General features: G+C 73.1%; 17 protein-coding genes. 12 read left to right on the top strand and 5 right to left on the bottom strand.

The genetic code is table 11. The features are described from left to right. Positions 1–24: 24 nt before the first annotated feature. The 4 genes from ACZ607_RS00815 to ACZ607_RS00800 form a co-directional block, all read right to left on the bottom strand. Positions 25–948 carry a LysR substrate-binding domain-containing protein gene (locus ACZ607_RS00815; RefSeq protein ID WP_469730396.1) on the bottom strand — a complete coding sequence of 308 codons (924 nt, stop codon included), beginning with the start codon at positions 946–948 and terminating at the stop codon, positions 25–27. A 79-nt stretch (positions 949–1,027) separates the two neighbouring features. After that, positions 1,028–1,258 (bottom strand): hypothetical protein, encoded by a 231-nt coding sequence (locus tag ACZ607_RS00810; RefSeq protein ID WP_241748442.1) that lies wholly within the window; start codon positions 1,256–1,258, stop codon positions 1,028–1,030. A 20-nt stretch (positions 1,259–1,278) separates the two neighbouring features. Beyond that, on the bottom strand, positions 1,279–3,426 hold the full coding sequence (malQ, locus tag ACZ607_RS00805; RefSeq protein WP_469730394.1) for a 4-alpha-glucanotransferase: 2,148 nt from the start codon (positions 3,424–3,426) through the stop codon (positions 1,279–1,281). Next, positions 3,427–3,741 carry a hypothetical protein gene (locus tag ACZ607_RS00800; RefSeq protein ID WP_099172605.1) on the bottom strand — a complete coding sequence of 105 codons (315 nt, stop codon included), beginning with the start codon at positions 3,739–3,741 and terminating at the stop codon, positions 3,427–3,429. It lies immediately after the preceding gene. Positions 3,742–4,096: 355 nt separating this feature from the next. On the opposite strand from ACZ607_RS00800, the gene ACZ607_RS00795 reads away from it, so the two are divergent. Then, positions 4,097–7,087 carry a beta-N-acetylglucosaminidase domain-containing protein gene (locus tag ACZ607_RS00795; RefSeq protein ID WP_469730393.1) on the top strand — a complete coding sequence of 997 codons (2,991 nt, stop codon included), beginning with the start codon at positions 4,097–4,099 and terminating at the stop codon, positions 7,085–7,087. Between the two features lie 68 nt (positions 7,088–7,155). Here ACZ607_RS00795 and ACZ607_RS00790 read toward each other — a convergent pair whose 3' ends face one another. Further along, the gene (locus ACZ607_RS00790; RefSeq protein WP_104785722.1) at positions 7,156–7,692 is read right to left on the bottom strand and encodes an HNH endonuclease; all 537 of its coding nucleotides are present in this window, start codon (positions 7,690–7,692) and stop codon (positions 7,156–7,158) included. A 319-nt stretch (positions 7,693–8,011) separates the two neighbouring features. Between ACZ607_RS00790 and ACZ607_RS00785 the strand changes: the two genes are divergently transcribed. From ACZ607_RS00785 to ACZ607_RS00735, 11 genes are all read left to right on the top strand, one after another. Next, positions 8,012–9,076 carry a mechanosensitive ion channel family protein gene (locus ACZ607_RS00785; RefSeq protein ID WP_469730391.1) on the top strand — a complete coding sequence of 355 codons (1,065 nt, stop codon included), beginning with the start codon at positions 8,012–8,014 and terminating at the stop codon, positions 9,074–9,076. Between the two features lie 148 nt (positions 9,077–9,224). Then, positions 9,225–10,385 carry an ROK family transcriptional regulator gene (locus ACZ607_RS00780; protein WP_469730389.1) on the top strand — a complete coding sequence of 387 codons (1,161 nt, stop codon included), beginning with the start codon at positions 9,225–9,227 and terminating at the stop codon, positions 10,383–10,385. Positions 10,386–10,547: 162 nt separating this feature from the next. Continuing rightward, positions 10,548–11,888 (top strand): ABC transporter substrate-binding protein, encoded by a 1,341-nt coding sequence (locus ACZ607_RS00775; RefSeq protein ID WP_469730387.1) that lies wholly within the window; start codon positions 10,548–10,550, stop codon positions 11,886–11,888. 11 nt (positions 11,889–11,899) lie between these two features. Continuing rightward, positions 11,900–12,898, top strand: coding sequence for a carbohydrate ABC transporter permease (locus ACZ607_RS00770; protein WP_469730386.1), 999 nt, complete (start codon positions 11,900–11,902; stop codon positions 12,896–12,898). A 7-nt stretch (positions 12,899–12,905) separates the two neighbouring features. Continuing rightward, positions 12,906–13,808 carry a carbohydrate ABC transporter permease gene (locus ACZ607_RS00765; protein WP_469730384.1) on the top strand — a complete coding sequence of 301 codons (903 nt, stop codon included), beginning with the start codon at positions 12,906–12,908 and terminating at the stop codon, positions 13,806–13,808. Positions 13,809–13,813: 5 nt separating this feature from the next. Beyond that, a complete protein-coding gene (locus tag ACZ607_RS00760) occupies positions 13,814–15,079 on the top strand; it encodes a 6-phospho-beta-glucosidase (RefSeq protein ID WP_469730382.1) in 1,266 nt (421 codons plus the stop codon). After that, the gene (locus ACZ607_RS00755; protein WP_469730380.1) at positions 15,070–16,038 is read left to right on the top strand and encodes an N-acetylglucosamine kinase; all 969 of its coding nucleotides are present in this window, start codon (positions 15,070–15,072) and stop codon (positions 16,036–16,038) included. Before ACZ607_RS00760 ends, ACZ607_RS00755 begins: the two co-directional genes overlap by 10 nt. 303 nt (positions 16,039–16,341) lie before the next feature. Next, the gene (locus tag ACZ607_RS00750; protein WP_469730378.1) at positions 16,342–17,733 is read left to right on the top strand and encodes a hypothetical protein; all 1,392 of its coding nucleotides are present in this window, start codon (positions 16,342–16,344) and stop codon (positions 17,731–17,733) included. An 11-nt stretch (positions 17,734–17,744) separates the two neighbouring features. After that, positions 17,745–18,776 (top strand): glutamate ABC transporter substrate-binding protein, encoded by a 1,032-nt coding sequence (locus ACZ607_RS00745; RefSeq protein ID WP_469730376.1) that lies wholly within the window; start codon positions 17,745–17,747, stop codon positions 18,774–18,776. Between the two features lie 48 nt (positions 18,777–18,824). Then, the gene (locus tag ACZ607_RS00740) at positions 18,825–20,162 is read left to right on the top strand and encodes a coiled-coil domain-containing protein (protein WP_469730374.1); all 1,338 of its coding nucleotides are present in this window, start codon (positions 18,825–18,827) and stop codon (positions 20,160–20,162) included. Further along, positions 20,159–22,915: a serine/threonine-protein kinase gene (locus ACZ607_RS00735; RefSeq protein ID WP_469730372.1), complete on the top strand. Its 2,757-nt coding sequence runs from the start codon at positions 20,159–20,161 to the stop codon at positions 22,913–22,915. The genes ACZ607_RS00740 and ACZ607_RS00735 overlap by 4 nt, the downstream gene beginning before the upstream one ends. The last annotated feature ends 2 nt before the right edge of the window (positions 22,916–22,917 follow it).

Here is a 22,917-nt window from a genome sequence, read left to right as displayed (position 1 = left end):
ATCGAAACTTTTCGTACGGTTCTTTCAGTTCGACTGAACGGTCTGGCCCGCCACCCGCTCCAGGGCCGTCACCACCCGCGCCACCGCCGGCCCGCGCTCGGCGCCCTGCCGCACCGCCGCGACGACATGGCGGTACGGGCGGTCCTCCTCCAGCACGCGCATCTCCACGCCGTCGCGCGGCCGGTCGGAGGCCGAGACCATACGGGGGATCAGGGCGACGCCCATGCCGGCTCGCACCATGGCCAGGATCGCCGTCCAGCCGGCCGCGCTGTGGGCCTGCTCGGGGACGAACCCCGCGGCCTCGCAGGCGGCGGTGGTGATCTCCGACCAGGGGCCGGAGCCGCCGAAGATCCAGGGCTCCCCGGAGAGGTCCGCCAGCCGCAGCGCGGGCGCCCCGGCCAGCGGATGGCCGGCGGGCAGCGCCACGTCCAGCGGGTCGGCCAGCAGCGGCAGCAGGGTGAAGCGGGGGTCGCGGGCCGTCGGGGCGTGCGCCGCCAGGGAGAGCGCCAGGTCCACCTCACCGGCCGACAGCAGCTCGTAGGCCTGGGCCGCCTCCGCCTCCCGTACGCGCACCTGGGGCCCGGGCCGGTCGTCGGCCGCCAGGAGTTCCACGGCCGGTACGACGAGGGCGGGCACGGCGGTCGAGAAGGCGCCGACGCGCACGAGGCCCGCCTCGCCCCGCAGATAGCCGGTCAGTTCGGCGTCGGCCCGCTCCAGCTGGGCGAAGACCGCCTCGGCGTGGCGCAGCACGAGGTGCGCGGCGTCGGTGAGCCGGACGCGGCGGCCCTGCGCCTCCAGCAGCGGCACGCCGAGCTGCCTGGCGAGGTTGGTGAGCTGCTGCGAGACGGCCGACGGGGTCATGAGCAGGGCCTCGGCCGTGGCGGTGACCGTGCCCCGGTCGCGCAGGGTGCGCAGGATGCGGAGCTTCTTGACGTCCCACTCGGTCATGGCCGCAACCTACCCGGAGCCCGGACATGCCGGTGCGCCGCGCGGTACGTCGTACCGGCGGCGCACACGGGAAGGAAAGCTAGGCCTGCTTCTTGGACTTGTCGAGGACCATGACGAGTCCGGCGATGACCAGGAACAGGACGATCGGTGTCGCGACGTAGAGGCCGAGGGTCTCCAGCACGTTCAGGCCCGGGCCCGGGTCGTCACCGTCGTCGCGGGTCAGCGCGAGCGCGGGGGACGACATGAGCAGCATCATCAGCGTCGTACCGGCCGCGACGGCGCCGGCGCGCATAGCGTTCTTCTTGTCCACGGTGCAAACGTAGCGAACGCCTACGAGGGGCGCGCGCCCGGGGGTGCCGTAGGGGACTCCGGGCCCTCCGTCAGGACGGCCATGAGCCGGTGCAGCCGGGGCGAGGCGGTGATCTCCTCCAGGGTGACGGGGTGGCCCTCCGCGTCGGCGATGGGCAGCCGCCAGTTGGGGTACTGGTCCCAGGTCCCGGGGAGGTTCTGCGGGCGCCGGTCGCCCACGGTGTCCGGGAGCCAGACCCCGGCCATCCGGGCGGGGGTGCGCCGCAGGAAGCGGTGGACGGCGCGGACGGCCGCCTCCTCGTCGCCGTCGCCCTCGGGCAGCAGCCGGAGCCGGGCCAGGTAGGCCAGCCACTCGGCGGTGTCGGCGGCGTCCTCGGCCAGCTCCTGCTCCAGGCCGCGGGTGAGCAGCCCGAGCCGGTGGCGGAGCGTCACATGCTCCCCCGTCAGCCGGGCGGCGGTGGACGGCAGGTCGTGGGTGGTGGCCGTGGCCACGCAGTCCTCGCGCCACTTCTCGGGGGCGAGCGGCCGCCCGGTGCCGCCCCAGTCGCGCTCGAACCAGAGCACGGAGGTGCCGAGCACCCCACGCCGGGCGAGCGCCTCGCGCACACCGGGCTCGACGGTGCCGAGGTCCTCCCCTATGACGACGGCACCGGCCCGGTGCGCCTCCAGGACGAGGACGGCGAGCATCGCCTCGGCGTCCTGGCTGACGTACGCGCCCTCGGTGGGCGGTTGCCCCTCGGGCACCCACCAGAGCCGGAAGAGGCCCATGACGTGGTCGATGCGCAGGGCGCCGGCATGGGCGAGCAGACCGCGCAGCAGCCGGCGGTAGGGGGCGTATCCGGATGCCGCGAGGGCGTCGGGTCGCCAGGGCGGCAGCCCCCAGTCCTGGCCGTGGGCGTTGAAGGCGTCGGGGGGCGCGCCGACGGACATGCCCAGCGCGAAGGCGTCCTGCTGGGCCCAGGTGTCGGCGCCGTCGGGGTGGACGCCGACGGCGAGGTCGTGGACGATCCCGACGGCCATCCCGGACTCGCGTGCGGCGCTCTGCGCGGTGGCGAGCTGGGTGTCCGTCAGCCAGGCGAGCCGGCAGTGGAAGTCGACCCGGTCCAGCAGCTCGGTGCGGGCGCGGGCGCTCTGCGGGGAGCGGGGGTCGCGCAGCCCTTCGGGCCAGTCGCGCCACCGGGGGCCGTGCACCTCGGCCAGGGCGCACCACAGGGCGTGGTCCTCCAGGGCCTGGCCCTGTCCGGCGAGGAAGTCGCAGTAGGCGGCGCGGCGGCCGGGGGTCAGGGGGACCTCGTGGACGATCTCCAGGGCCTGCTTCTTGAGGGCCCAGACGGCGTCGCGGTCGATCAGCGCGCCCTTGTTCAGCACGGCCTCGCGCAGGGCCGCGGCCTGCTGGCGCAGGTCGTCCAGGGCCGTCCTGCCCGGCTCGGCGACATGGCCGTACTCCGGGATCGACTCGATGTGCAGATGGACGGGGTCGGGGAAGCGGCGCGATGAGGGGCGGTACGGGGACGGGTCGGTCGGGCTGCCCGGTACGGCGGCGTGCAGCGGATTGACCTGGACGAACCCACTGCCCAGGGTCCGCCCCGCCCAGGCGGCGAGGTCCGCCAGGTCGGAGAGGTCGCCCATGCCCCAGGAGCGCTCGGACAGCAGCGAGTAGAGCTGGACGAGGAAGCCGTGCGTACGGGCGGGCGGCTGGGGTACGCGGTCCGGGGCGACGACGAGCGTGGCGGCCGCGTGATGGCGGTCCGGCGTACGGACGGTGAGCCGGTGCACGCCGAGGGGCGGTTCGGTCCACCAGGAGGGCGTCGGCGGGGTGTCCGCGGACGGGGCGGGCGCCGGGAGCACCCGCATGCGCAGGGGCGAGGGCGCGTCCGCGGTCCCGGACTCAGGGGCGACGGTCAGCAGCGCGCCGGCCGGCAGCCCGGTGAGCGCGGCCGGCAGCGGCTCTCCCGACCAGACCACCACCGTCGGCGGGAGCAGTCGGGAGGCCGCCGCCGATTCGGCTGCGGCGAGTGATCTCCGTACCTCCGCGGGAGTGTCGGCGTCGACGCCCAGCGCGGCGAGCACGGCCGTGACCGTGTCGTCGGGGACGGACACCGTGACATCCGCGGACGGGGAGAAGGAGGTGGCGACGCCGTGCAGTGCGGCGAGCCGGGACAAGCCCATTCAGACTCCTGGCGACTCCATGCCCCCTGCGGTGCCGGGTGCTGTCGGCTCGCTGGTCAGAGGGGCGACGGCGGCGAGCGGTGGCTCGCTCGTGAGGGGTGTGGCGTCGGCGAGCGGGGGCTCGCTGGTGAGCGGGGCGCTGTCGGCGAACGCGGGCTCGCCGGTCAGGTGGGAGACATCGGCGAGCGGAAGCTCACTGATCATCGGAGGGGCGGTGAAGGTCGGGGACGTGTCGCGTGCCAGCGGATCGGGATCCATGGGGCTCGGTACCTGTTTGGAGAGGGCAGAGAGCAGAAGCTGCGCGGATGCGGGCATGTTGGCCTCCTGGCCGTGGACAACAGGACACAGCAGGCCTACCCAGCGGGCGCGGGAGCAGACGTGGACGTGACATAGGCGTTATGACAACGACCCCAACGTGCCCTGGGTCACACTTCGTTCCCGCGCGCGTCGGGTATGGACCGTTTTCGGCCACTCGGCAACTCTCCCTCACGGCCCACGCGTCACACCGTGCGACACGACGGGCATATCGGCACGACACGGCCATGTGCGTTGACACCTCCGCGCCCGGGTGGTGGGCTCGTACGTCATCGCCGGGCGAGCTCGGGGGGCCGGGTCGGGGGCGACACCGGGAAGCAGGCCGGGGACGGAGTCGGGGACGAAGGAGTGCGGCGTGCGGCTCGGGCGCAGGGGTCAGGCGGCGGCTGTCGCCCTGGCCGTGATCGGCGGGCTGCTCGGCCCGCTCGCCCCGGCGGCCCTCGCGGCCCCCGACGGCCCCGCCGCGACCGCCCGGAAGCGCACCGGTGACGCACCGCTGCCGGCCGTCCATCCCCGGCCTCAGTCGCTCAAGGCGTCCGGGCGGCCCGTCGCCCTGGGGACCGAGGTGACCGTCCTGGCCGACGCCGAGGCCGATCCGTACGCCGTGGACGCGCTCCGGGAGCTCCTGCGTGACTCCGGCGTACGCACGGTGCACGACGCCCTGCCCGGCGAGGGGCCCGTCATCCTGCTCGGCGGGACCGGCGCGGGCCGGGCGCTGCGCGCCCTGGGCGCGGCCGCACGGGGCGATCTGCCGTCCGGCGGCTACCGCCTCGCCGTGGGCACGGCGGGCGAGCGCCCCACGGTGGCCCTGGACGGTGTCGGCGAGGACGGCCTGTTCCACGGGGTCCAGACGCTGCGCGGGCTCGTGCGGGGCGGCACCGTCGCCGGTGCCGTGGTCCGCGACTGGCCGGGGACCGCCGTGCGCGGGACGACCGAGGGCTTCTACGGACAGCCGTGGACCCTGGACGAGCGGCTCGCCCAGCTGGACTTCATGGGCCGCACGAAGCAGAACCGCTATCTCTACGCGGCCGGCGACGACCCGTACCGGCAGTCCCGCTGGCGTGAGCCCTACCCCGCCGACGAGCGCGCCGCCTTCCGCGCGCTGGCCGCGAAGGCGCGGACCGAGCACGTCACCCTTGGCTGGGCCGTCTCGCCCGGGCAGGCGATGTGCATGGCGTCCGACGGGGACGTACGGGCGCTGACCCGGAAGATCGACGCGATGTGGGCGCTGGGGGTGCGGGCCTTCCAGCTGCAGTTCCAGAACGTCAGCTACAGCGAGTGGCACTGCGACCGGGACGCGGAGACGTTCGGCAGCGGGCCCGAGGCGGCGGCCGGGGCGCAGGCCCGGGTCGCGAGCGCGGTCGCCCGGCACCTGGCGGACCGGCACCCGGACGCGGAGCCGCTGTCGGTGATGCCGACCGAGTTCTACCAGGACGGCGCCACCGACTACCGCACGGCGCTCGCCGAGGAGCTGGACGACCGGGTGCAGGTGGCGTGGACCGGCGTCGGCGTCGTACCGAGGACGATCACCGGCCGTGAGCTGGCGGAGGCCCGGGCGGCCTTCCGCCACCCCCTGGTCACCATGGACAACTACCCGGTCAACGACTACGCGCAGGACCGGATCTTCCTCGGCCCGTACACCGGCCGGGACCCGGCGGTGGCCGGCGGGTCGGCGGCGCTGCTCGCCAACGCCATGGAGCAGCCCTCGGCGTCCCGTGTACCGCTGTTCACGGCGGCGGACTTCGCCTGGAATCCGAAGGGGTACCGGCCGCAGGAGTCCTGGCGGGCGGCCCTGGACGACCTGGCGGGCGGTGACGGCGCGGCCCGGGCCGCGCTGGGCGCCCTGGCGGGGAACAGCGCCGGGTCGGTGCTGGGCGGCGACGAGTCCGCGTACCTCCGGCCGCTGCTGGCCGCGTTCCAGGCCTCGCGTACGGCCGCGGACGGGGCGCGCCGGGAGAAGGCGGCCCGTGAGCTGCGGGCCGCCTTCACCGTCATGCGGCAGGCCCCGGAGCGGCTGGAGGCGACCGCGGGCGGCCGGCTGCGGGACGAGGTGGCCCCGTGGACGGCGCAGCTGGCCCGGTACGGCAGGGCGGGTGAGCTCGCCGTGGACCTCCTGCTCGCGCAGGAGCGGGGCGACGGTGCGGCCGCCTGGCGGGCCGAGCTGGCCCTCGAACCGCTGCGCGAGGCGATCCGGGCGAGCACGGCGACGGTCGGCAAGGGCGTCCTGGACCCGTTCCTGGACCGGGTCGACGCGGCGGCCGACGCCTGGAACGGCACCGACCGCGACACCGGGGCGGTGGCCCGCGACGCCCACGGTTACACGGTCCGGCTCGGCCGCGCACGCCCGCTGGAGGCCGTCACCACGCTGACCCGGCCGGGTGACGCGGCGGCGGACGCGGTCCTGGAGGCCCATGTCCCCGGGGAGGGCTGGCGCCGTGTCGGCCCCCTGTCGGCCACGGGCTGGACGCAGACGGCGGCGAAGGGGCTGCGGGCGGACGCGCTGCGGGTCACCGCCCCGTCCGCCCGCCCGGTACTCGTCGGCCCGCCGGCCCCCGGGGCCCCGGACGTGTCCCCGCCCCGGGACTCCCCCGAGGTGCGGGCGCTGGTCCCCTGGTTCGGTGACGAGCCCGCGGCCCGGCTCGGCCTCGTCCGCGACCGGACGGACGCCGTGATCGGCGGCGGTACGCAGCGGGTCGAGGCGAGGCTGGCCGGCGGGCGGCCCGGAGAGGTGAAGGGCGCGCTGACGGCGAAGGCCCCCGAGGGCATCGAGGTGAAGGTGCCGAAGCGGGCGGCGGTGACCGGCGGCTCGCGCACCGACATCCCCGTCGACATCACCGTGCCCGACGGCACCCCGGCCGGTGAGTACGAGGTGCCGCTGCGCTTCGCCGGCGAGGAGAGCACGCTGACCGTGCGCGCGTTCCCGCCGGCCTCGGGCCCCGATCTGGCGCGTACGGCGAAGGTGTCCTCGTCCGGTGACGAGACCCCGGACTTCCCCGCCGCGGCCGCCTCGGACGGCGACCCCGAAACCCGCTGGTCCTCGCCCGCCGAGGACGACGCGTGGTGGCAGGCCGAGCTGCCGGAGCCGGTCCGGCTGGGCCGGGTCGTGCTGCGCTGGCAGGACGCCCACGCCTCCCGCTACCGCGTGCGGGTCTCCCCGGACGGCCGTACCTGGCGCACGGCGGCGACCGTCCAGGACGGCGGGGGCGGGCGCGAGTCGGTCCGGATGGACGCCCGGGACACCCGCTTCATCAGGATCCAGGGCGACGCCCGGGCCACCGAGTACGGCTACTCGCTCTGGTCGGTCGAGGCCTACGCGGTCGCCGGAAAGGGCCGGGACGCGCGCTGAGGCGCGCGGAAGCCCCGGGGCGCGCGGATGCCCCGGGGCGCGCCCGGAGACGCGTGAGGCCCGGTTCCTCAGGCGGAAACGCCGTCGATCCGGGCCATCACGTCGTCCGCGCCGAACGGCTGCAGATAGGGCAGCCAGCGCGGATCCCGGTGCCCCGTCCCGATGATCCGCCAGGCGAGACCGCTGGGCGGCGCCGGCTGGTGGCGCAGCCGCCAGCCCAGCTCGGGCAGATGGCGGTCCGCCTTGACGTGGTTGCAGCGGCGGCAGGCCGCCACCACGTTGTCCCAGGCGTGCTGCCCGCCGCGACTGCGCGGGATGACGTGGTCGACGCTGGTCGCGGCGGCCCCGCAGTACATGCAGCGTCCGCCGTCCCTGGCGAAGAGCGCCCGGCGGGTGAGCGGGACGGGACCTCGGTAGGGGACCCGTACGAAGCGCTTGAGACGGACGACGCTGGGCGCGGGCACGGCACGGGTGGCACTGTGCATGAAGGCGCCGGATTCCTCGAGGCAGATGGCCTTGTTCTCGAGGACGAGGACGAGCGCGCGGCGGAGTGGTACGACGCCGAGCGGCTCGTACGAAGCGTTGAGAACCAGGACGTGCGGCACGGTGGATGCCTCCTTGTACGCCGGCGACGCGTGGCTCGCGCCGGGACGATCCGATCCAAGTCTCTCCTCATGCCTGGTCCGAGCGCCACCACGTGCGAGTAACGGGCCGGAGGGATTTTTCTCACCGTCCCGTCCGCCTCACGCGCGCCGGGGGCGCCGGAACCCGTGTTCCAGCAGGGCGAGCGGCCCCCCGGTGTGACCGTCCACGCACCGTGCGTCCCCGGGTGAGACGTGTCTCTCCCTCCCCGGCTGCAACGAACCACTCCCCCGGCTTCGTTACTGTGGTTGGTCTGCTGTCGCACCCCTGGAGGTCCCCGCCGTGTCCCTGTCCGCCCTCCTGGCCGCGACTCCGTCCCCCGGGGCCGCGGGTTCGCTGGACGAAGCCGCCGAGCGGGCCGGGAACGCCGCAGGCTGGGTCGAGGAGAACTGGTCCACCTGGCTGAACACCGGTCTCCGTATCGTCCTCATCGCGGCCATCGCGATCGTGCTGCGCTATCTGATCAGGCGCGCCCTGACCAATCTGATCGACCGGATGAACCGCAGCGCCCAGGCGGTGGAGGGCACGGCGCTCGGCGGGCTGCTGGTCAACGCGGAGCGCCGCCGCCAGCGCTCGGAGGCCATCGGCTCCGTACTCCGTTCGGTGACGTCGTTCCTGATCCTCGGCACCGCGGCGCTCATGATCCTGGGCGCCTTCCAGATCAATCTGGCTCCCCTGCTGGCCTCCGCGGGGGTCGCCGGTGTGGCCCTGGGCTTCGGCGCGCGCAACCTGGTCACCGACTTCCTCTCCGGCGTCTTCATGATCCTGGAGGACCAGTACGGCGTCGGCGACCAGATCGACGCGGGCGTCGCCTCCGGTGAGGTCATCGAGGTCGGCCTGCGGGTCACGAAGCTGCGCGGCGACAACGGCGAGATCTGGTACGTGCGCAACGGCGAGGTCAAGCGGATCGGCAACCTCAGCCAGGGCTGGTCCACCGCCGGCGTCGACGTCACGGTCCGCCCGGTGGAGGACCTGGATCTGGTCCGCAAGGCGATCGCCGGGGCCGGCGAGACCATGACCAAGGAAGAGCCCTGGTCGGAGCGGCTGTGGGGGCCCGTGGACGTCCTCGGCCTGGACGCGGTCCTGCTCGACTCGATGACCCTGCGGGTCACGGCGAAGACCATGCCGGGCAAGTCGCTGGGCGTCGAGCGCGAGCTGCGCTGGCGCATCAAGCAGGCGCTGGACGCCGCCGGCATCCGGATGATCGGCACCGTCCCCCTCCAGACGGACGGGGAGTCCCCCGCCGACCCGACGGCGGCCATGGCGGCCCCCTCGGCGTACGCGTCGGCGACCTCACCGCAGTCCCTGGCGGCGACCCCGATACCGCCGGCCAATCTGACGAAGTGACCGGCGAAGGACGGCCGGTGCGCGCGGCGCCCCCGCAGGTAACGCTTTGGTTGCCTCGGGGGCGCTTCCCATTGACGCCCCGGTGACGCCGCCATACCTTCCTCTCACCGATAGGAAAGTTTCCTAACAGAGGGCAGGCGCGTCGCTCATGGCCGGAACCACACCAGGCACCCCCAGCGTTCTGCGGGCCATGAACGACCGGGCCGCGCTCGATCTCCTCGTGACCCAGGGTCCGCTCACCCGTACGCGTATCGGCGAGCTGACCGGGCTCTCCAAGCCCACCGCGTCCCAGCTGCTGGCGCGTCTGGAGGAGGCGGGGCTGGTCCGTTCGACGGGCAGCCAGAGCGGGCGTCCCGGACCGAACGCCGTGCTGTACGAGATCGACCCGGCCTCCGCCCACGTCGCGGCGCTCTCCGTCGGGCCCACCGGGATCGACGCCGTGGTCGCCGACATCACCGGCGCGGTGGTCGGCTCCTGCCGGGTGGAGGCCGACGCGGTCGCGGAGGACGTACGGCACCGCACCGCCCAGCTCGTCGCCGAGGCCGTGGACGGCGCCCTGCGGCCGACCGGGCTCGGCCATGACGACCTCGCCGCCGTGGTGGTGGGCACCCCGGGCGCGATAGACCCGCACACCGGGCAGCTGCGCTACGCGCCCCATCTGCCCGGCTGGCACTCACGCACCCTGCTCGCCGACCTCGCCGAGGTGGTCGGCAGGCCGGTCGTCATCGAGAACGACGTGAACCTCGCGGCCGTCGCCGAGCAGTACGAGGGCGCCGCGCAGGACCACGACCACTTCGTGCTGGCCTGGCTCGACGAGGGGGTCGGCGCCGCGATCGTGCTGAACGGCGCCCTCCTGCGCGGTGCCACCGGCGGCGCCGGGGAGATCGGCTACATGCCGCTGCCCGGTGCCCCGCTCGCCCGGGGCGGCGCGGCCGACTGGGCGGGGCCGGACGCGGGGGGCGGCTTCCAGAGCCAGGTCTCCTGCCCCGCCGTACGCGACCTGGCCGGGGGCAGACCCCTGGCCGAGGCCCTCGCCGACGAGGCCGTACGTGCGGAGGTCGCCCGCAGGCTGGCCGCCGGGCTCGCCTCCGTGGTCGCCGTGGTCGATCCCGAGCTGGTCGTCCTCTCCGGCCTCGTCGCCCAGGCCGGCGGGGAGGAGCTCCGCGCGTGCGTGGAGGCCGAGATGACCGGGCTGGCCCTGCCCAGGCCGTTGCTCCGTATCAGCGACATCGAGGGCGACCCGATCCTGACCGGTGCGTTGCGGACCGCCCTCTCCCAGGCGCGCGACAGCACCTTCGACACCGCCTGACCCCCGCCCCGCCCGTCCACGCCGCGCCGTGACCGCCCGTACCGGGTGGCCCGTACGGCACCCCCATGCCCGGTGAGCCCCGCGCGCCCCGGTGCCGAGCCGTACCCCCGGCCCCTGCCCGACCACCCTCTCCGTCCCTCCTCCCGGCAAAGGAAGTCCGCCATGGCGCTACGGCGCATTCGTACCCGCGTGCCCCTGGCGCTCGGCGCAGCCGCGTTGCTGCTGTCCGGCTGCGCGAACCCGAGCACCGGCAGCAACACCGACGACCCCACGAAACCCGTCACGCTGAAGTTCTGGCACGGCTGGTCGGCGCCCGGCGAGGTCAAGGCGATCAACGAGAACATCGCCCGGTTCGAGAAGCTGCACCCCAACATCGACGTCGTCTCCATCGGCAATGTGAGCGACGAGACGATCAACCAGGCGCTGCGGGCCGGCGGCGGCGACGCCCCCGACGTCGTCACCTCGTTCACCACCAACAACGTCGGCCAGTACTGCTCCTCCGGCATGTGGGCGGACCTCGACCCCTTCATGAGGAAGAGCGGGATCGACAAGACGAAGGTCTTCCCCGAGACCCTGCTGGACTACACGCAGTACGAGGGCGTGCAGTGCGCGTCCCCGCTGCTCGCCGACGCGTTCGGCATGTACTACAACAAGGACGCCTTCGAGGAGGCGGGCATCAGCCGTCCTCCGCGGACCATGTCCGAGATGAAGGCGGACGCGGTCAAGCTGACGCGGAAGAAGAAGGACGGCTCGCTGGAACGGGCGGGCTTCATGCCGAACTTCCAGCTCTACCAGAACTCCCCCGACCGGATGTTCGCGCAGTGGGGACCCGAGTACTTCGACTCCGAGGGCAAGGCGAAGCTCGCCGACGAGCCCAGGACCGAGCAGTTCTTCTCCGCCATGCGCGGCCTCGCCGACGCGCAGGGCGGCTACCGGGCCATGGAGCGGCTGCGCGCCACCTTCGGTGACGAGATGTCGTCCCAGAACGGCTTCCTGACCGGCAAGCTCGCCATGCACCTGGACGGCGAGTGGCGCGGGCTGATGCTCGACGAGGCCAAGGCGAAGTTCAATTGGGGGGTCGCGCCGCTGCCGGTCCCCGACGACCAGGCGGACACCTACGGACGCGGCTATCTGACGGGCACCGTGGCGGGCATCGCGCACAGCAGCCGGCACCAGAACGCCGCGTGGGAGCTGGTGAAGTACCTGACCGTCGACACCGAACCGGTCGTCCGCTTCGCCAACGCCATCCACAACGTGCCGTCCACCTTCGAGGCGCTCAAGTCGCCCGACCTGGACGCCGATCCGGCCTTCCGGACCTTCATCGGGATCGCGCAGAACCCGCACAGCCAGGCCGTGCCGCCGTCGAACAACGGCGGTCAGTACATCACCTCGTTCGGCGACTTCTCGCAGGGCGTCGAAGCGGGCCGGACCAAGGACCTGCACCGGGCCCTGAAGGAACTCGACGAGCAGATCGACGCCGACAACCTCCAGTCGGAAAACTGAGGAGCCGAGTCATGGCACTTTCCCTCTCCACCCCGGCGAAGTCCGCCGGCCGGGGGACCGATCCGGCCCCCCGCACCTCCCCTCTGCGGCGCAAGCGCAACCGCGAGCGGCTGCGCACCCTGGGGTTCCTCTCACCCTGGCTGGTCGGCTTCTCGGTCTTCTTCGGCTACCCGCTGATCGCGACCGTCTACTTCTCGTTCATGCACTACAACCAGATCAAGGAGCCCACCTTCGTCGGGCTGCGGAACTGGAGGTACGTGCTGGAGCAGATGCCGCTGTTCGGCCCGGCCCTGTGGAACACGCTGTGGCTGGTGGTCGTGATGGTCGCGCTGCGCGTGGCGTTCGGCCTCGGCATCGGCCTGCTGATCACGAAGATCAAGACCGGGGTGGGGCTGTTCCGTACGGCCTTCTACATCCCGTACCTGGCCCCGCCGGTCGCGGCCACCGTCGCCTTCGTCTTCCTGCTGAACCCGTCCACCGGACCGGTCAACGAGATCCTCTCGTGGGTCGGCCTGCACGGCCCGAGCTGGTTCAACGACCCGAACTGGTCGAAGCCCTCGCTGGTCCTGCTCTCCCTCTGGGGCATCGGCGACCTGATGGTCATCTTCATGGCCTCGCTGCTGGACGTGCCGAAGGAGCAGTACGAGGCGGCCGACCTGGACGGCGCGGGCTCCTGGACGAAGTTCCGCTACGTCACCTGGCCCACCATCACGCCGATCGTGCTGTTCGCCGTCGTCACCGGCGTCGTGCAGACGATGCAGTACTACACGCAGGCCCTCGTCGCGGGGAAGCTCGCCTCCGGCGTCTCCATCGGCCCCGGCACCGTGATCCAGCCCGGCTACCCGGACCACTCCACCCTGACCGTTCCGCAGCTCGTCTACTCGATGGGCTTCCAGAACTTCAACACCGGTGCCGCGTGCGTCCTCTCGCTCGTGCTCTTCGCCATCGCCATGGCCGTCACCCTTCTGCTGATGCGCAAGAGCGTCGGCCTCATCCCGGCGGAGGACTGAGATCGCCATGACCACCACCACCCTGACCGGGCCGGACACCGCCGTGGCGAGCCGCCCGAGCGGCACCGACGCCGCGCGCCACCGCCGTAAGCGCGTCCTGAACTGGATCGCGGTCCACTCCGTGGCCGTCGCGCTCGCGCTGTTCTTCGTCCTGCCCTTCGTCTTCGTCCTCCTCACCTCGGTGATGAGCGACGACCAGGCGATGAGCGGTGACCTGTGGCCGGACTCCTGGAACTGGTCGAACTACTCGACGGTCTTCCACACCCCGGGATTCCTCGGCTGGTGGCGCAACTCGCTGATGTACGCGCTGCTGGGCACCGTGTTCACGGTGTGCTCGTCGGTGCCGGTCGCCTACGCGCTCGCCAAGTTCCGCTTCCGGGGACGGCGTACGGCGATGATCCTGGTCATCTCCACGATGATGCTGCCCCCGCAGGTCATCATCATCCCGATGTACCTGGTGTGGGCCCAGCAGTTCCACCTGTCGGGCTCGCTCTGGCCGCTGATCATCCCCATGGCGTTCGGCGACGCCTACTCGATCTTCCTGCTGCGGCAGTTCCTGCTCACCATCCCGCAGGAGTACATCGAGTCGGCGAAGGTCGACGGATGCGGTGAGTTCCGCACCCTCCTCAGGATCGTCGTACCGATGGCGAAGCCGGGCATCGCGGCCATCGCGCTCTTCCAGTTCTTCTACTGCTGGAACGACTACTTCGGCCCGCAGATCTACGCCGCGCAGAATCCGGGCGCCTGGACCCTGAGCTACGGCCTGGAGTCCTTCAAGAGCGCCCACGCGGTCAACTGGAACCTGACGATGGCCGCGACCCTGCTCGTCATGGCGCCGGTCATCATCGTGTTCTTCTTCGCACAGAAGGCCTTCGTCGAAGGCGTCACCCTCACCGGAGTAAAGGGCTGAGAAGCATGAAGCTCGCAGTAGTTGGCGGCGGGTCCACCTACACCCCCGAACTGATCGACGGTTTCGCGAGGCTGCGGGACACCCTGCCGGTCGAGGAGCTCGTGCTCGTCGACCCGGCGGCCGACCGGCTGGAGCTGGTCGGCGGCCTGGCGCGGCGGATCTTCGCCAAGCAGGGCCACCCGGGCCGGATCGTCACCACCTCCGACCTGGACGCCGGGGTCGCCGGCGCCGACGCGGTGCTGCTCCAGCTCCGCGTCGGCGGGCAGGCCGCCCGCAACCAGGACGAGACCTGGCCGCTCGAATGCGGCTGCGTCGGCCAGGAGACCACCGGGGCCGGCGGCCTCGCCAAGGCCCTCCGTACCGTCCCGGTGGTCCTCGACATCGCCGAGCGGGTGCGCCGCACCAACCCCGACGCCTGGATCATCGACTTCACCAACCCGGTGGGCATCGTCACCCGGGCGCTGCTCCAGGCCGGGCACAAGGCCGTCGGCCTGTGCAACGTGGCGATCGGCTTCCAGCGCAAGTTCGCCGCGCTGCTCGATGTGACGCCCTCCGAGGTCCACCTCGACCATGTCGGGCTCAACCATCTGACGTGGGAGTTCGGGGTGCGCCTCGGCGGCCCCGAGGGCGAGGACGTCCTGCCGAAGCTGCTGGCGGAGCACGGCGAGAGGATCGCGGGCGACCTGCGCATGCCCCGGCAGGTCATCGACCGCCTCGGCGTGGTCCCCTCGTACTACCTGCGGTACTTCTACGCGCACGACGAGGTCGTACGGGAGCTCGGCACGAAGCCGTCCCGCGCGGCGGAGGTCGCCGCGATGGAGAAGGAACTCCTGGAGATGTACGGGGACCCGGCCCTGGACGAGAAGCCGGCGCTGCTGGGCAAGCGGGGCGGTGCCTTCTACTCGGAGGCGGCCGTCGACCTGGCCTCCTCCCTGCTCGGCGGGGGCGGCTCCGCCGTGCAGGTGGTCAACACGTACAACAAGGGGACGCTGCCGTTCCTGCCGGACGACGCCGTGATCGAGGTGCAGGCCCGGGTCGACGGCACGGGCGCGACCCCGCTGGCCGTGCCCGCGCCGGACCCCCTGTTCGCCGGGCTGATCGGGCACGTCACCGCGTACGAGGACCTGGCCCTGGACGCCGCGCTGCGCGGTGGCCGCGACCGGGTGTTCAAGGCACTGCTGGCCAATCCGCTGGTCGGCCAGTTCGAGTACGCCGAGGCACTCACCGACAAGCTGATCGCGCACAACCGGGAGCACCTGGCGTGGGCCTGACCGCACATGTGCTCGCGATCGACGCGGGCAACAGCAAGACCGACGTGGCCGTGATCGGCGCCGACGGGACGGTCCTCGGCACCGGGCGCGGGGGCGGTTTCCAGCCGCCCATCGTCGGGATCGGCACGGCCGTCGACGCGCTGGAGGCGGCGGTACGGCCCGCCCTGGCGCAGGCGGGGGTGGACGGCGTCGACCATGTGTCGGCCTGTCTCGCCAACGCCGATCTCCCGGTCGAGGAGCGGGAGTTGGCCCAGGCTCTGGAGGGCCGGGGCTGGGGCGCCACCGTGGAGGTGCGCAACGACACCTTCGCGATACTGCGCGCCGGGGTCGACGAGCCCCGCGGTGTGGCGGTGGTGTGCGGCGCGGGGATCAACTGCGTCGGGATGCGCCCGGACGGCGCGACCGCCCGCTTCCCCGCGATCGGCCGGATCTCCGGTGACTGGGGCGGCGGTTCGGGGCTGGCCGAGGAGGCTCTGTGGTTCGCCGCGAGGGCCGAGGACGGCCGCGGCGAGCCGACCGAGCTGGCCCGGGCCCTCCCGGGGCACTTCGGGCTCGACTCGATGTACGCCCTGATCGAGGCGCTGCACCTGGGCCACATCCCGTACGCCCGCCGGCACGAGCTGACTCCCGTGCTGTTCTCCACGGGAGCGGCCGGGGACCCGGTCGCGCGCGGCCTGGTGGACCGGCTCGGCGAGGAGGTCGTGGCGATGGCCTCGGTCGCGCTGGACCGGCTCGGCCTGCTGGACGAGGAGGTGCCGGTGGTGCTGGGCGGCAGTGTGCTGGCGGCGCGTCACCCGGCCCTGGACGAGCGGATCGCCGCGCTCCTCTCCGTACGCGCCCCGAAGGCGCTGGTCCGGGTCGTCTCGGCTCCTCCGGTGCTGGGCGCGGCGCTGCTGGGGCTGGACCACACGGGCGCCGCCCCGGAGGCGCGGGCCAGGCTGCGCGCCCGGTACGTCTGAGGTCCGTACGTCAAGGGCGCCCCGCGGCAGTGCCGCGCGGGGCGCCCTTCGCGTACGGGAACCGATCGGTCGCCCCGAACGTGTTCATGGTGGGGAGGGGGACGGGGGGAACAGGCTGCTCGGGGGCCCGCCCGGCCGATCGCCTTGATCGTCGGCGCTCCTCCTGATCGAATACCGGGGACGGTACGGGATCCGGGCATTCCTGGTGGACTGCGGCCCCTGGGGCCATACTTCAGGCCAGGACGCGTCGTCCCCCGATCGGCCGGGGGGCCGGGCCGTCGTCATGACCGAGGGGGAGGTCACGTGACATACCCGCCGAGCGGGCCCGCGCTGCGCGAGCCCGGGCCGGACCTGTCGTCCGCGCCCGTGACCCTGCCCACGCAGCGCCGCGGCGCCCCGTCCTTGGCCGTCGAGCGGCTGCGCGCGGCCGCGACGACCGAGCCGGGCAGGCTGCAGATCATCGGTGCCGCGCTGGCGCTGCTGGTCGTGGTGTTCGGGGCGGTCACCGTCCTGGAGGTCTCGGGGCGCGCCTCGTCCGCGGCCGACGTGGTGACCCGCAGTCAGCCGCTGAGCGCGGACGCCGCGAGCATCTACCGCTCGCTGGCCGACGCGGACACGATGGCGGCGAGCGGCTTCCTGGCCGGCGCGCAGGAGCCGAAGGACGTGCACGAGCAGTACGAGAAGGACATCAAGGAGGCCTCGCGGCTGCTGGTGAAGGCGGCGGGGAGCACCGACACCTCGTCCGCGTCGCACCAGGAGATCACCACCCTGGGCGAGCTGCTTCCCGAGTACACCGGCCTGATCGAGCGGGCCAGGGCGAACAACCGGCAGGGGCTGCCGCTCGGCGGCGCCTACCTCCGGTACGCCAACCAGAAGATGACGAACGAGATCCTCCCCGCGGCCGAGCGGCTGTACACCGCGGAGACCCGCCGGCTCGGCACCGACTCGGCCGACGCGCGGCAGTGGCCGTTCCTCTCGCTGGCCGCCGGGCTCGTGGCGCTGGCCGCGCTGGTGTGGATGCAGCGGCGCAACTACCGCCGGACCAACCGCGTCTTCAACCACGGGCTGCTCGCCGCGACGGCGGCGGCCACGGTGGTGCTGCTGTGGCTGGCCGTGGGACACACGGTCGCCCGGGCCGAGCTGCATGGTGCGATGGTGAACGGGCAGCAGTCACTCGACGTCCTCAACAAGGCCCGGATCAACTCGCTGAAGGCGCGCGCCAACGAGAACCTCACGTTGGTCGCCCGAGGCGCGGTCCTGACCCCGGACGGCACACAGGACCAGTACGAGACCGACTACGGCACGGGGATGAAGGCACTGGGCACGCAGCTGGAGAGCGCGGCGAAGCTCGCCGGCGACGACGCCACGGGGCGCGCGCCCGTGGAGGCCGCCGCCACCAGCGTGTCCGAGTGGCAGGACCGGCACAAGAAGGCCAGGGAGACGGACGACCAGGGCGACTACGACAGCGCGCTGTCGCAGATCATCGGTCCGGAGAAGTCCACGGGTGAGTCCTTCGACAAGGTCGACGACGCGCTGGAGCTGGCGCTCGCCCATGAAGAGGACCAGTTCGACACGGCGGCCGCGGACGGCCGCGGGGCTCTGGGCGGACTTCCTGCCGGGGCCGCCGTCCTCGCCGTGCTGGGTGCGGTCGCCGCGATCGTCGGCGTCAACCGCAGGCTCTCGGAGTACCGGTGAGGGGACGAGCGATGACCAGGGCGAACGGCCGGGCCGCGCGCGGCGGACTGCGCGGCTGGGGCGGTGTGACGGGCATGGCGGTGGCCTGCGCCGTCACCGCCTCGCTCACCCTGCTGCCGCTGGCGCACAGCAACGGGACGCTCGGGCAGGGCTCCGGCCACGGCGTCACCTCCGCGGTGCCCGCGAAGGCCGAGGAGTGCAAGGACCCGGAGGCGAGTCTTCCGGCGTCCAAGGCCGACGGCCCGAACATCAAGAAGATCAAGGAGCGCGGCAAGCTGATAGCGGGTGTCGACCAGAACAGCTTCCGGTGGGGCTACCGGAACGCGGAGGCCGGCACGCTCGAAGGCTTCGACATCGACCTCGTGCGGGCGATCGCGGGGAACATCCTCGGCGACCGTGACGCGGTGATCTTCCGCGCCATTCCCACCAACCAGCGCATCGCCGCCCTGGAGCACGACAAGGTGGACGTCGTCGTCCGCACGATGACGATCAACTGCAAGCGCGCCGAACAGGTCGCGTTCTCCACGGCCTACTTCCAGGCCGGCCAGCAGGTCCTGGCGCCCAAGGAGTCCACGATCGACGGCTACAACGCGTCGCTCAAGGGCAAGCGGGTCTGCACGGCGGAGGGTTCGACGGCGTACGACGCGCTGGACGCGAAGTCCTTCGGCGCGGTCTACAAGGACGCGCACGACGGCACGGCGACGGACGAGGACCAGCTGACGGTCCCCAACCAGCTGGACTGCCTGGTGCGGCTCCAGCTCGGCGAGGTCGACGCGGTGGTCACGGACAACGCGCTGGCGGCGGGCCAGGCGGCCCAGGACCCGGCGGTGGAGCTGAAGGGCGACGGGCCGTTCACCACCGAGTACTACGGGGTGGCCGCGAAGCTCGGCTCGGACGACCTGGTGGCCCGGGTCAACCAGGTGCTGGCCGAGTACCGCCAGGGCGGGGCGCAGAGCCCCTGGATGAAGTCGTACCGCACCTGGCTGGAGGAGGGGCTGCCCGGCATCGAGGGGCCTCCGGCGCCCAAGTACCGGAGCAACTGAATCTGTCCGGGCCCTCGCGGGTCCGGCGGCCGAACGGAGAGGTGATCGATGGGCGTGGCGGGATCCTTCCCCGGATTCGCGGGGAGGCCCCCCGGCCCGGTCATGGACCGGGACGAGGCGGACCGTGCGCTGGCCCGGCTCGGCGCGGAGCACGAGGCCATCGAGACCTCGCTCCTCGCCCTGCAGGACCACGCCGGCCGCCGGCTCCTGGAGGGCGCCGACCTGACCGGCGTCACCAAGGAGCGCTGGGCCGCGGCCGAACGGTCCATCACCCTGCTGTGGGGGTACTTCGACGCGTACGCGGGGGCGCTGGCCAGGGCCCGGGAGATCCGGTCCGGGCGCCGCTACCCCGGCAAGGACGACCTGGCGGCGCTGACCGACGTGCTGCGCGGCGACAGTGTGACCGTCGCCAACCCGGCCGCGGTCGGTTCGGATCCCTCCACCGGCGGCCCGGCCAGGCTCTCCGAGCGGTTCACGCTGGAGGAGCTGGTCGCCCGGATGAACGACCTGTACGCCCGTTCGCTGGACATGGTCGTCGCCGCGGACTCCGTGTGGTCGGCGCTGCCCGCCCGGATAGACCTGCTCGCGGCGGAGCTGCGCCGTACGCGCTCGCTGGCGCAGTCCGTCGGCGTACGCCCCGGGGAGCATCCTGCCGGGGACGACCTGGAGGCCATCACCGAGGAGCTGACCACCCTGCGGGTCCAGGTGATCTCCGACCCCCTGGCGTTCTGGCTGCCCGGGCCGGGCAGCGCGGCTCCCGGCGGCGGGCGCCCCGACACCTCGCGCTACGACCGTGCGGCCCGTGCCCTGGAGGACGTACGACGGGAGATCGAGGCGGTGCTCGCGGTCCGGCAGGACGCCGAACAGCGCCTGGTCCAGCTGCGTGACGTCCTGTCCCGAGCGGACCGTACGCTCGCGGAGGCCCGGTCCGCGCGCGGCGAGGTGCTGGCGAAGATCGCCGCCTCGGAGGTGCCGGCGGTCAGCGGCCCGCCGACCGCCCTCCAGGAGCGGCTGGCCACCGCCTCCGAGTACCGCAGGCACGCCCAGTGGAACAGGCTGTCGCCGCTGCTGGACTCGCTGGAGCGGGAGGCCGAGGACGAACTGCTGCGCGCCCGGGAGTCGCTGACGTCCGTGACGGCGCCGCTGGCGGTCCGTGCGGAGCTGCGCGGCAGGCTCGACGCGTACAAGGCGAAGGTGGCCCGGCACGGGCTGGCCGAGGACCCGCTCCTGATCGAGCGGTACGACGCGGCCCGCCGGATGCTGTGGAGCGCACCGTGCGATCTGCGGGTCGCCGAGCAGGCGGTGCTGCGCTACCAGCGGGCCGCCACGGATCTGCTGACACCGCGCCCCCGGGGCGAGGACGGCGGACAGGGGGAGACATCGTGAGTACGCAGTGCCAGCGCCCCACGTGCGAGGGCAGCTACGAGGACATGGGCGGCGGCGAGCTGTACTGCGACACCTGCGGCCTCGCGCCGGTCGTGTCGCCGACGGGCCTGGTGAGTTCGCCGCCCACCGGCGTCGCGGCCGGCGGCCGGGGTGCCGGCGGCCGGGGTGCCGGCGGCCGGGGAAGCAGCAGCACCTCGCAGCGGACCGGGTCGCAGACGTCGGCGCGCTCCTCGTCCCGTTCGTCGACCTCCCGGCGCTCGGTCTCCGGGCGGCTCTCCCGTTCCCTGTCCGGGAGTTCGACGTCCCGCTCGGTGTCGGTGCGCTCCTCGGGCGTCTCGACGGGTTCCTCGTCCGGGCGCGGCAGGCTGGGCGCGGGTCTGGTGCTCGTCCCCGACGTACCGCGGCCCGACCCGCAGACGGCGGTGATGCAGAACCCCGAGGTCCCCGAGCGGAAGCGATTCTGCTCGCGCTCCGACTGCGGTGCGCCGGTGGGCCGGGCGCGGGGCGAGCGGCCGGGCCGTACCGAGGGGTTCTGCACCAAGTGCGGGCACCCCTACTCCTTCGTGCCCAAGCTGCGCGGCGGGGACATCGTGCACGGGCAGTACGAGGTGGCGGGCTGTCTGGCGCACGGCGGGCTCGGCTGGGTCTATCTCGCGGTGGACCGGGCGGTCTCGGACCGCTGGGTGGTCCTCAAGGGCCTGCTGGACACCGGGGACCAGGACGCCATGGCGGCGGCCATCTCGGAGCGGCGGTTCCTCGCGGAGATCGAGCACTCCAACATCGTCCGCATCTACAACTTCGTGGAGCACCTGGACCAGCGCACCGGTTCGCTCGACGGCTACATCGTCATGGAGTACGTCGGCGGGAAGTCGCTCAAGGAGATCGCCAACGAGCGCCGCACCCCGGCCGGGAAGCGGGATCCGCTGCCGGTGGAGCAGGCCTGCGCGTACGGGATCGAGGCGCTGGAGGCGCTCGGCCACCTGCACAGCCGCAACGTCCTGTACTGCGACTTCAAGGTCGACAACGCGATCCAGACCGAGGACCAGCTCAAGCTCATCGACATGGGCGCGGTGCGCCGGATGGACGACGACGAGTCGGCCATCTACGGCACCGTCGGCTACCAGGCGCCCGAGGTGGCGGAGGTCGGCCCGTCCGTCGCCTCCGACCTCTACACGGTCGCGCGGACGCTGGCGGTGCTGACGTTCGACTTCCAGGGGTACACCAACGTCTTCGTGGACTCGCTCCCCGACCCGGACAACATCGAGGTCTTCCGGAGGTACGAGTCGTTCTACCGGCTGCTGGTGCGGGCCACGGACCCGGATCCGGCCCGGCGGTTCTCGTCGGCCGCGGAGATGGCGGAGCAGCTGACGGGTGTGCTGCGGGAGGTGGTGGCCGTCCAGACGGGCCGTCCGCGCCCGGCGCTCTCGACCCTGTTCGGTACGGAACTGCGCGTGACGGACACGGCGTTGTTCGCGGAGATGGCCGGTGAGGTGTCACGGCTCGGCGTCCGGACGGGCCCCTCGGGCGGTACGGGGCGCTTCGGACGCCGGCGGGCGGCGGTGGCCGTCCCGGCCGCGACGCTCCCGGCCCCCTCCCTGACGGCCGCCCCGCCCGTCGCCCCCGCACCGCAGGCCGCCCCGCCCGGTGCCGCTCCGCTGTACACGCCCGACACCCATGTCCGGGGCGGCACCGGTGGTGGCGGCGTGGCGTACCCGCAGCCTCCGGCGGCCGTTCCGGCTCCTCGCGCGCCGGTCCAGGGCGCCGGCGCGCTCCCCGCCGTGTACCCGGGTGCCGGGCCCCGGCTGGCCGCGTTCGACGCGCGGGCTACCTCGCTGGCCCTGCCGGTCCCCCGGGTCGACCCGAACGACCCCAACGCCGGTTTCCTCGCGGGGGTGATGGCGTCGGCACCCGCCGAGCTGATCGCCGCGCTGCACTCGGTGCCGGCGGCCTCGCTGGAGACCCGGCTGCGGGAGCTGCGGGCCCGCCTGGAGATGGGCGAACTCGACTCCGCCGTACGGGCGCTGACCTCGGTCGAGACGCAGCACCCGGACGACTGGCGGGTGGTCTGGTACCGCGGGATCACCTCGCTGGTGACCGGTGACAACGAGAACGCGGCGCTGTCCTTCGACGCGCTGTACGACGCCTTCCCGGGCGAGCCCGCGCCGAAGCTCGCGCTGGGGGTCTGCGCGGAGGTCCTGGGGCAGCTGGACAACGCCGCGGAGTACTACCGCCTGGTGTGGACGACGGACCCGAGCTTCGTGAGCTCGGCGTTCGGTCTGGCCCGGGTGCAGATCGCCGCGGGTGACCGGGGGGCGGCGGTGCGCACCCTGGAGTCCGTACCGGAGTCGTCGATCCACTACACGGCGGCCCGGGTGGCCGCAGTGCGCGCCCGGCTCCGTGAACGGGCCCCGCACGAGCCGCTGATCGACGATCTGTCCGCCGCCGCGGACCAGGTGACGGCGCTGCGGGACTACGGCCTGGACGCGGTGAGACGCGAGCAGTTGTCGACCGAGGTTCTGGGGACGGCACTCGACTGGGTACTCTCCGGTAGTCCCACGGATCGGCCGGCGGCCGCGCCCTCTCCCGCGACTGCGGGCCCGAGGACGGTGCTGGGCAGCGAGCTGGACGAGCGGGGCCTCAGGTTCGGCCTCGAACGTTCGTACAGGATGCTCGCCCGGCTCGCGCAGCGGGGCGACGAGAGGATCGAACTGGTGGAGCGGGCCAACCGTTTCCGCCCCCGGACCTGGGTGTGAAG

The sequence above is a fragment of the Streptomyces sp. NPDC104381 genome, assembly GCF_055583745.1.
Note: the sequence above shows the minus strand (reverse complement) of the source record. Positions and strands in the feature narration are given on the sequence as shown.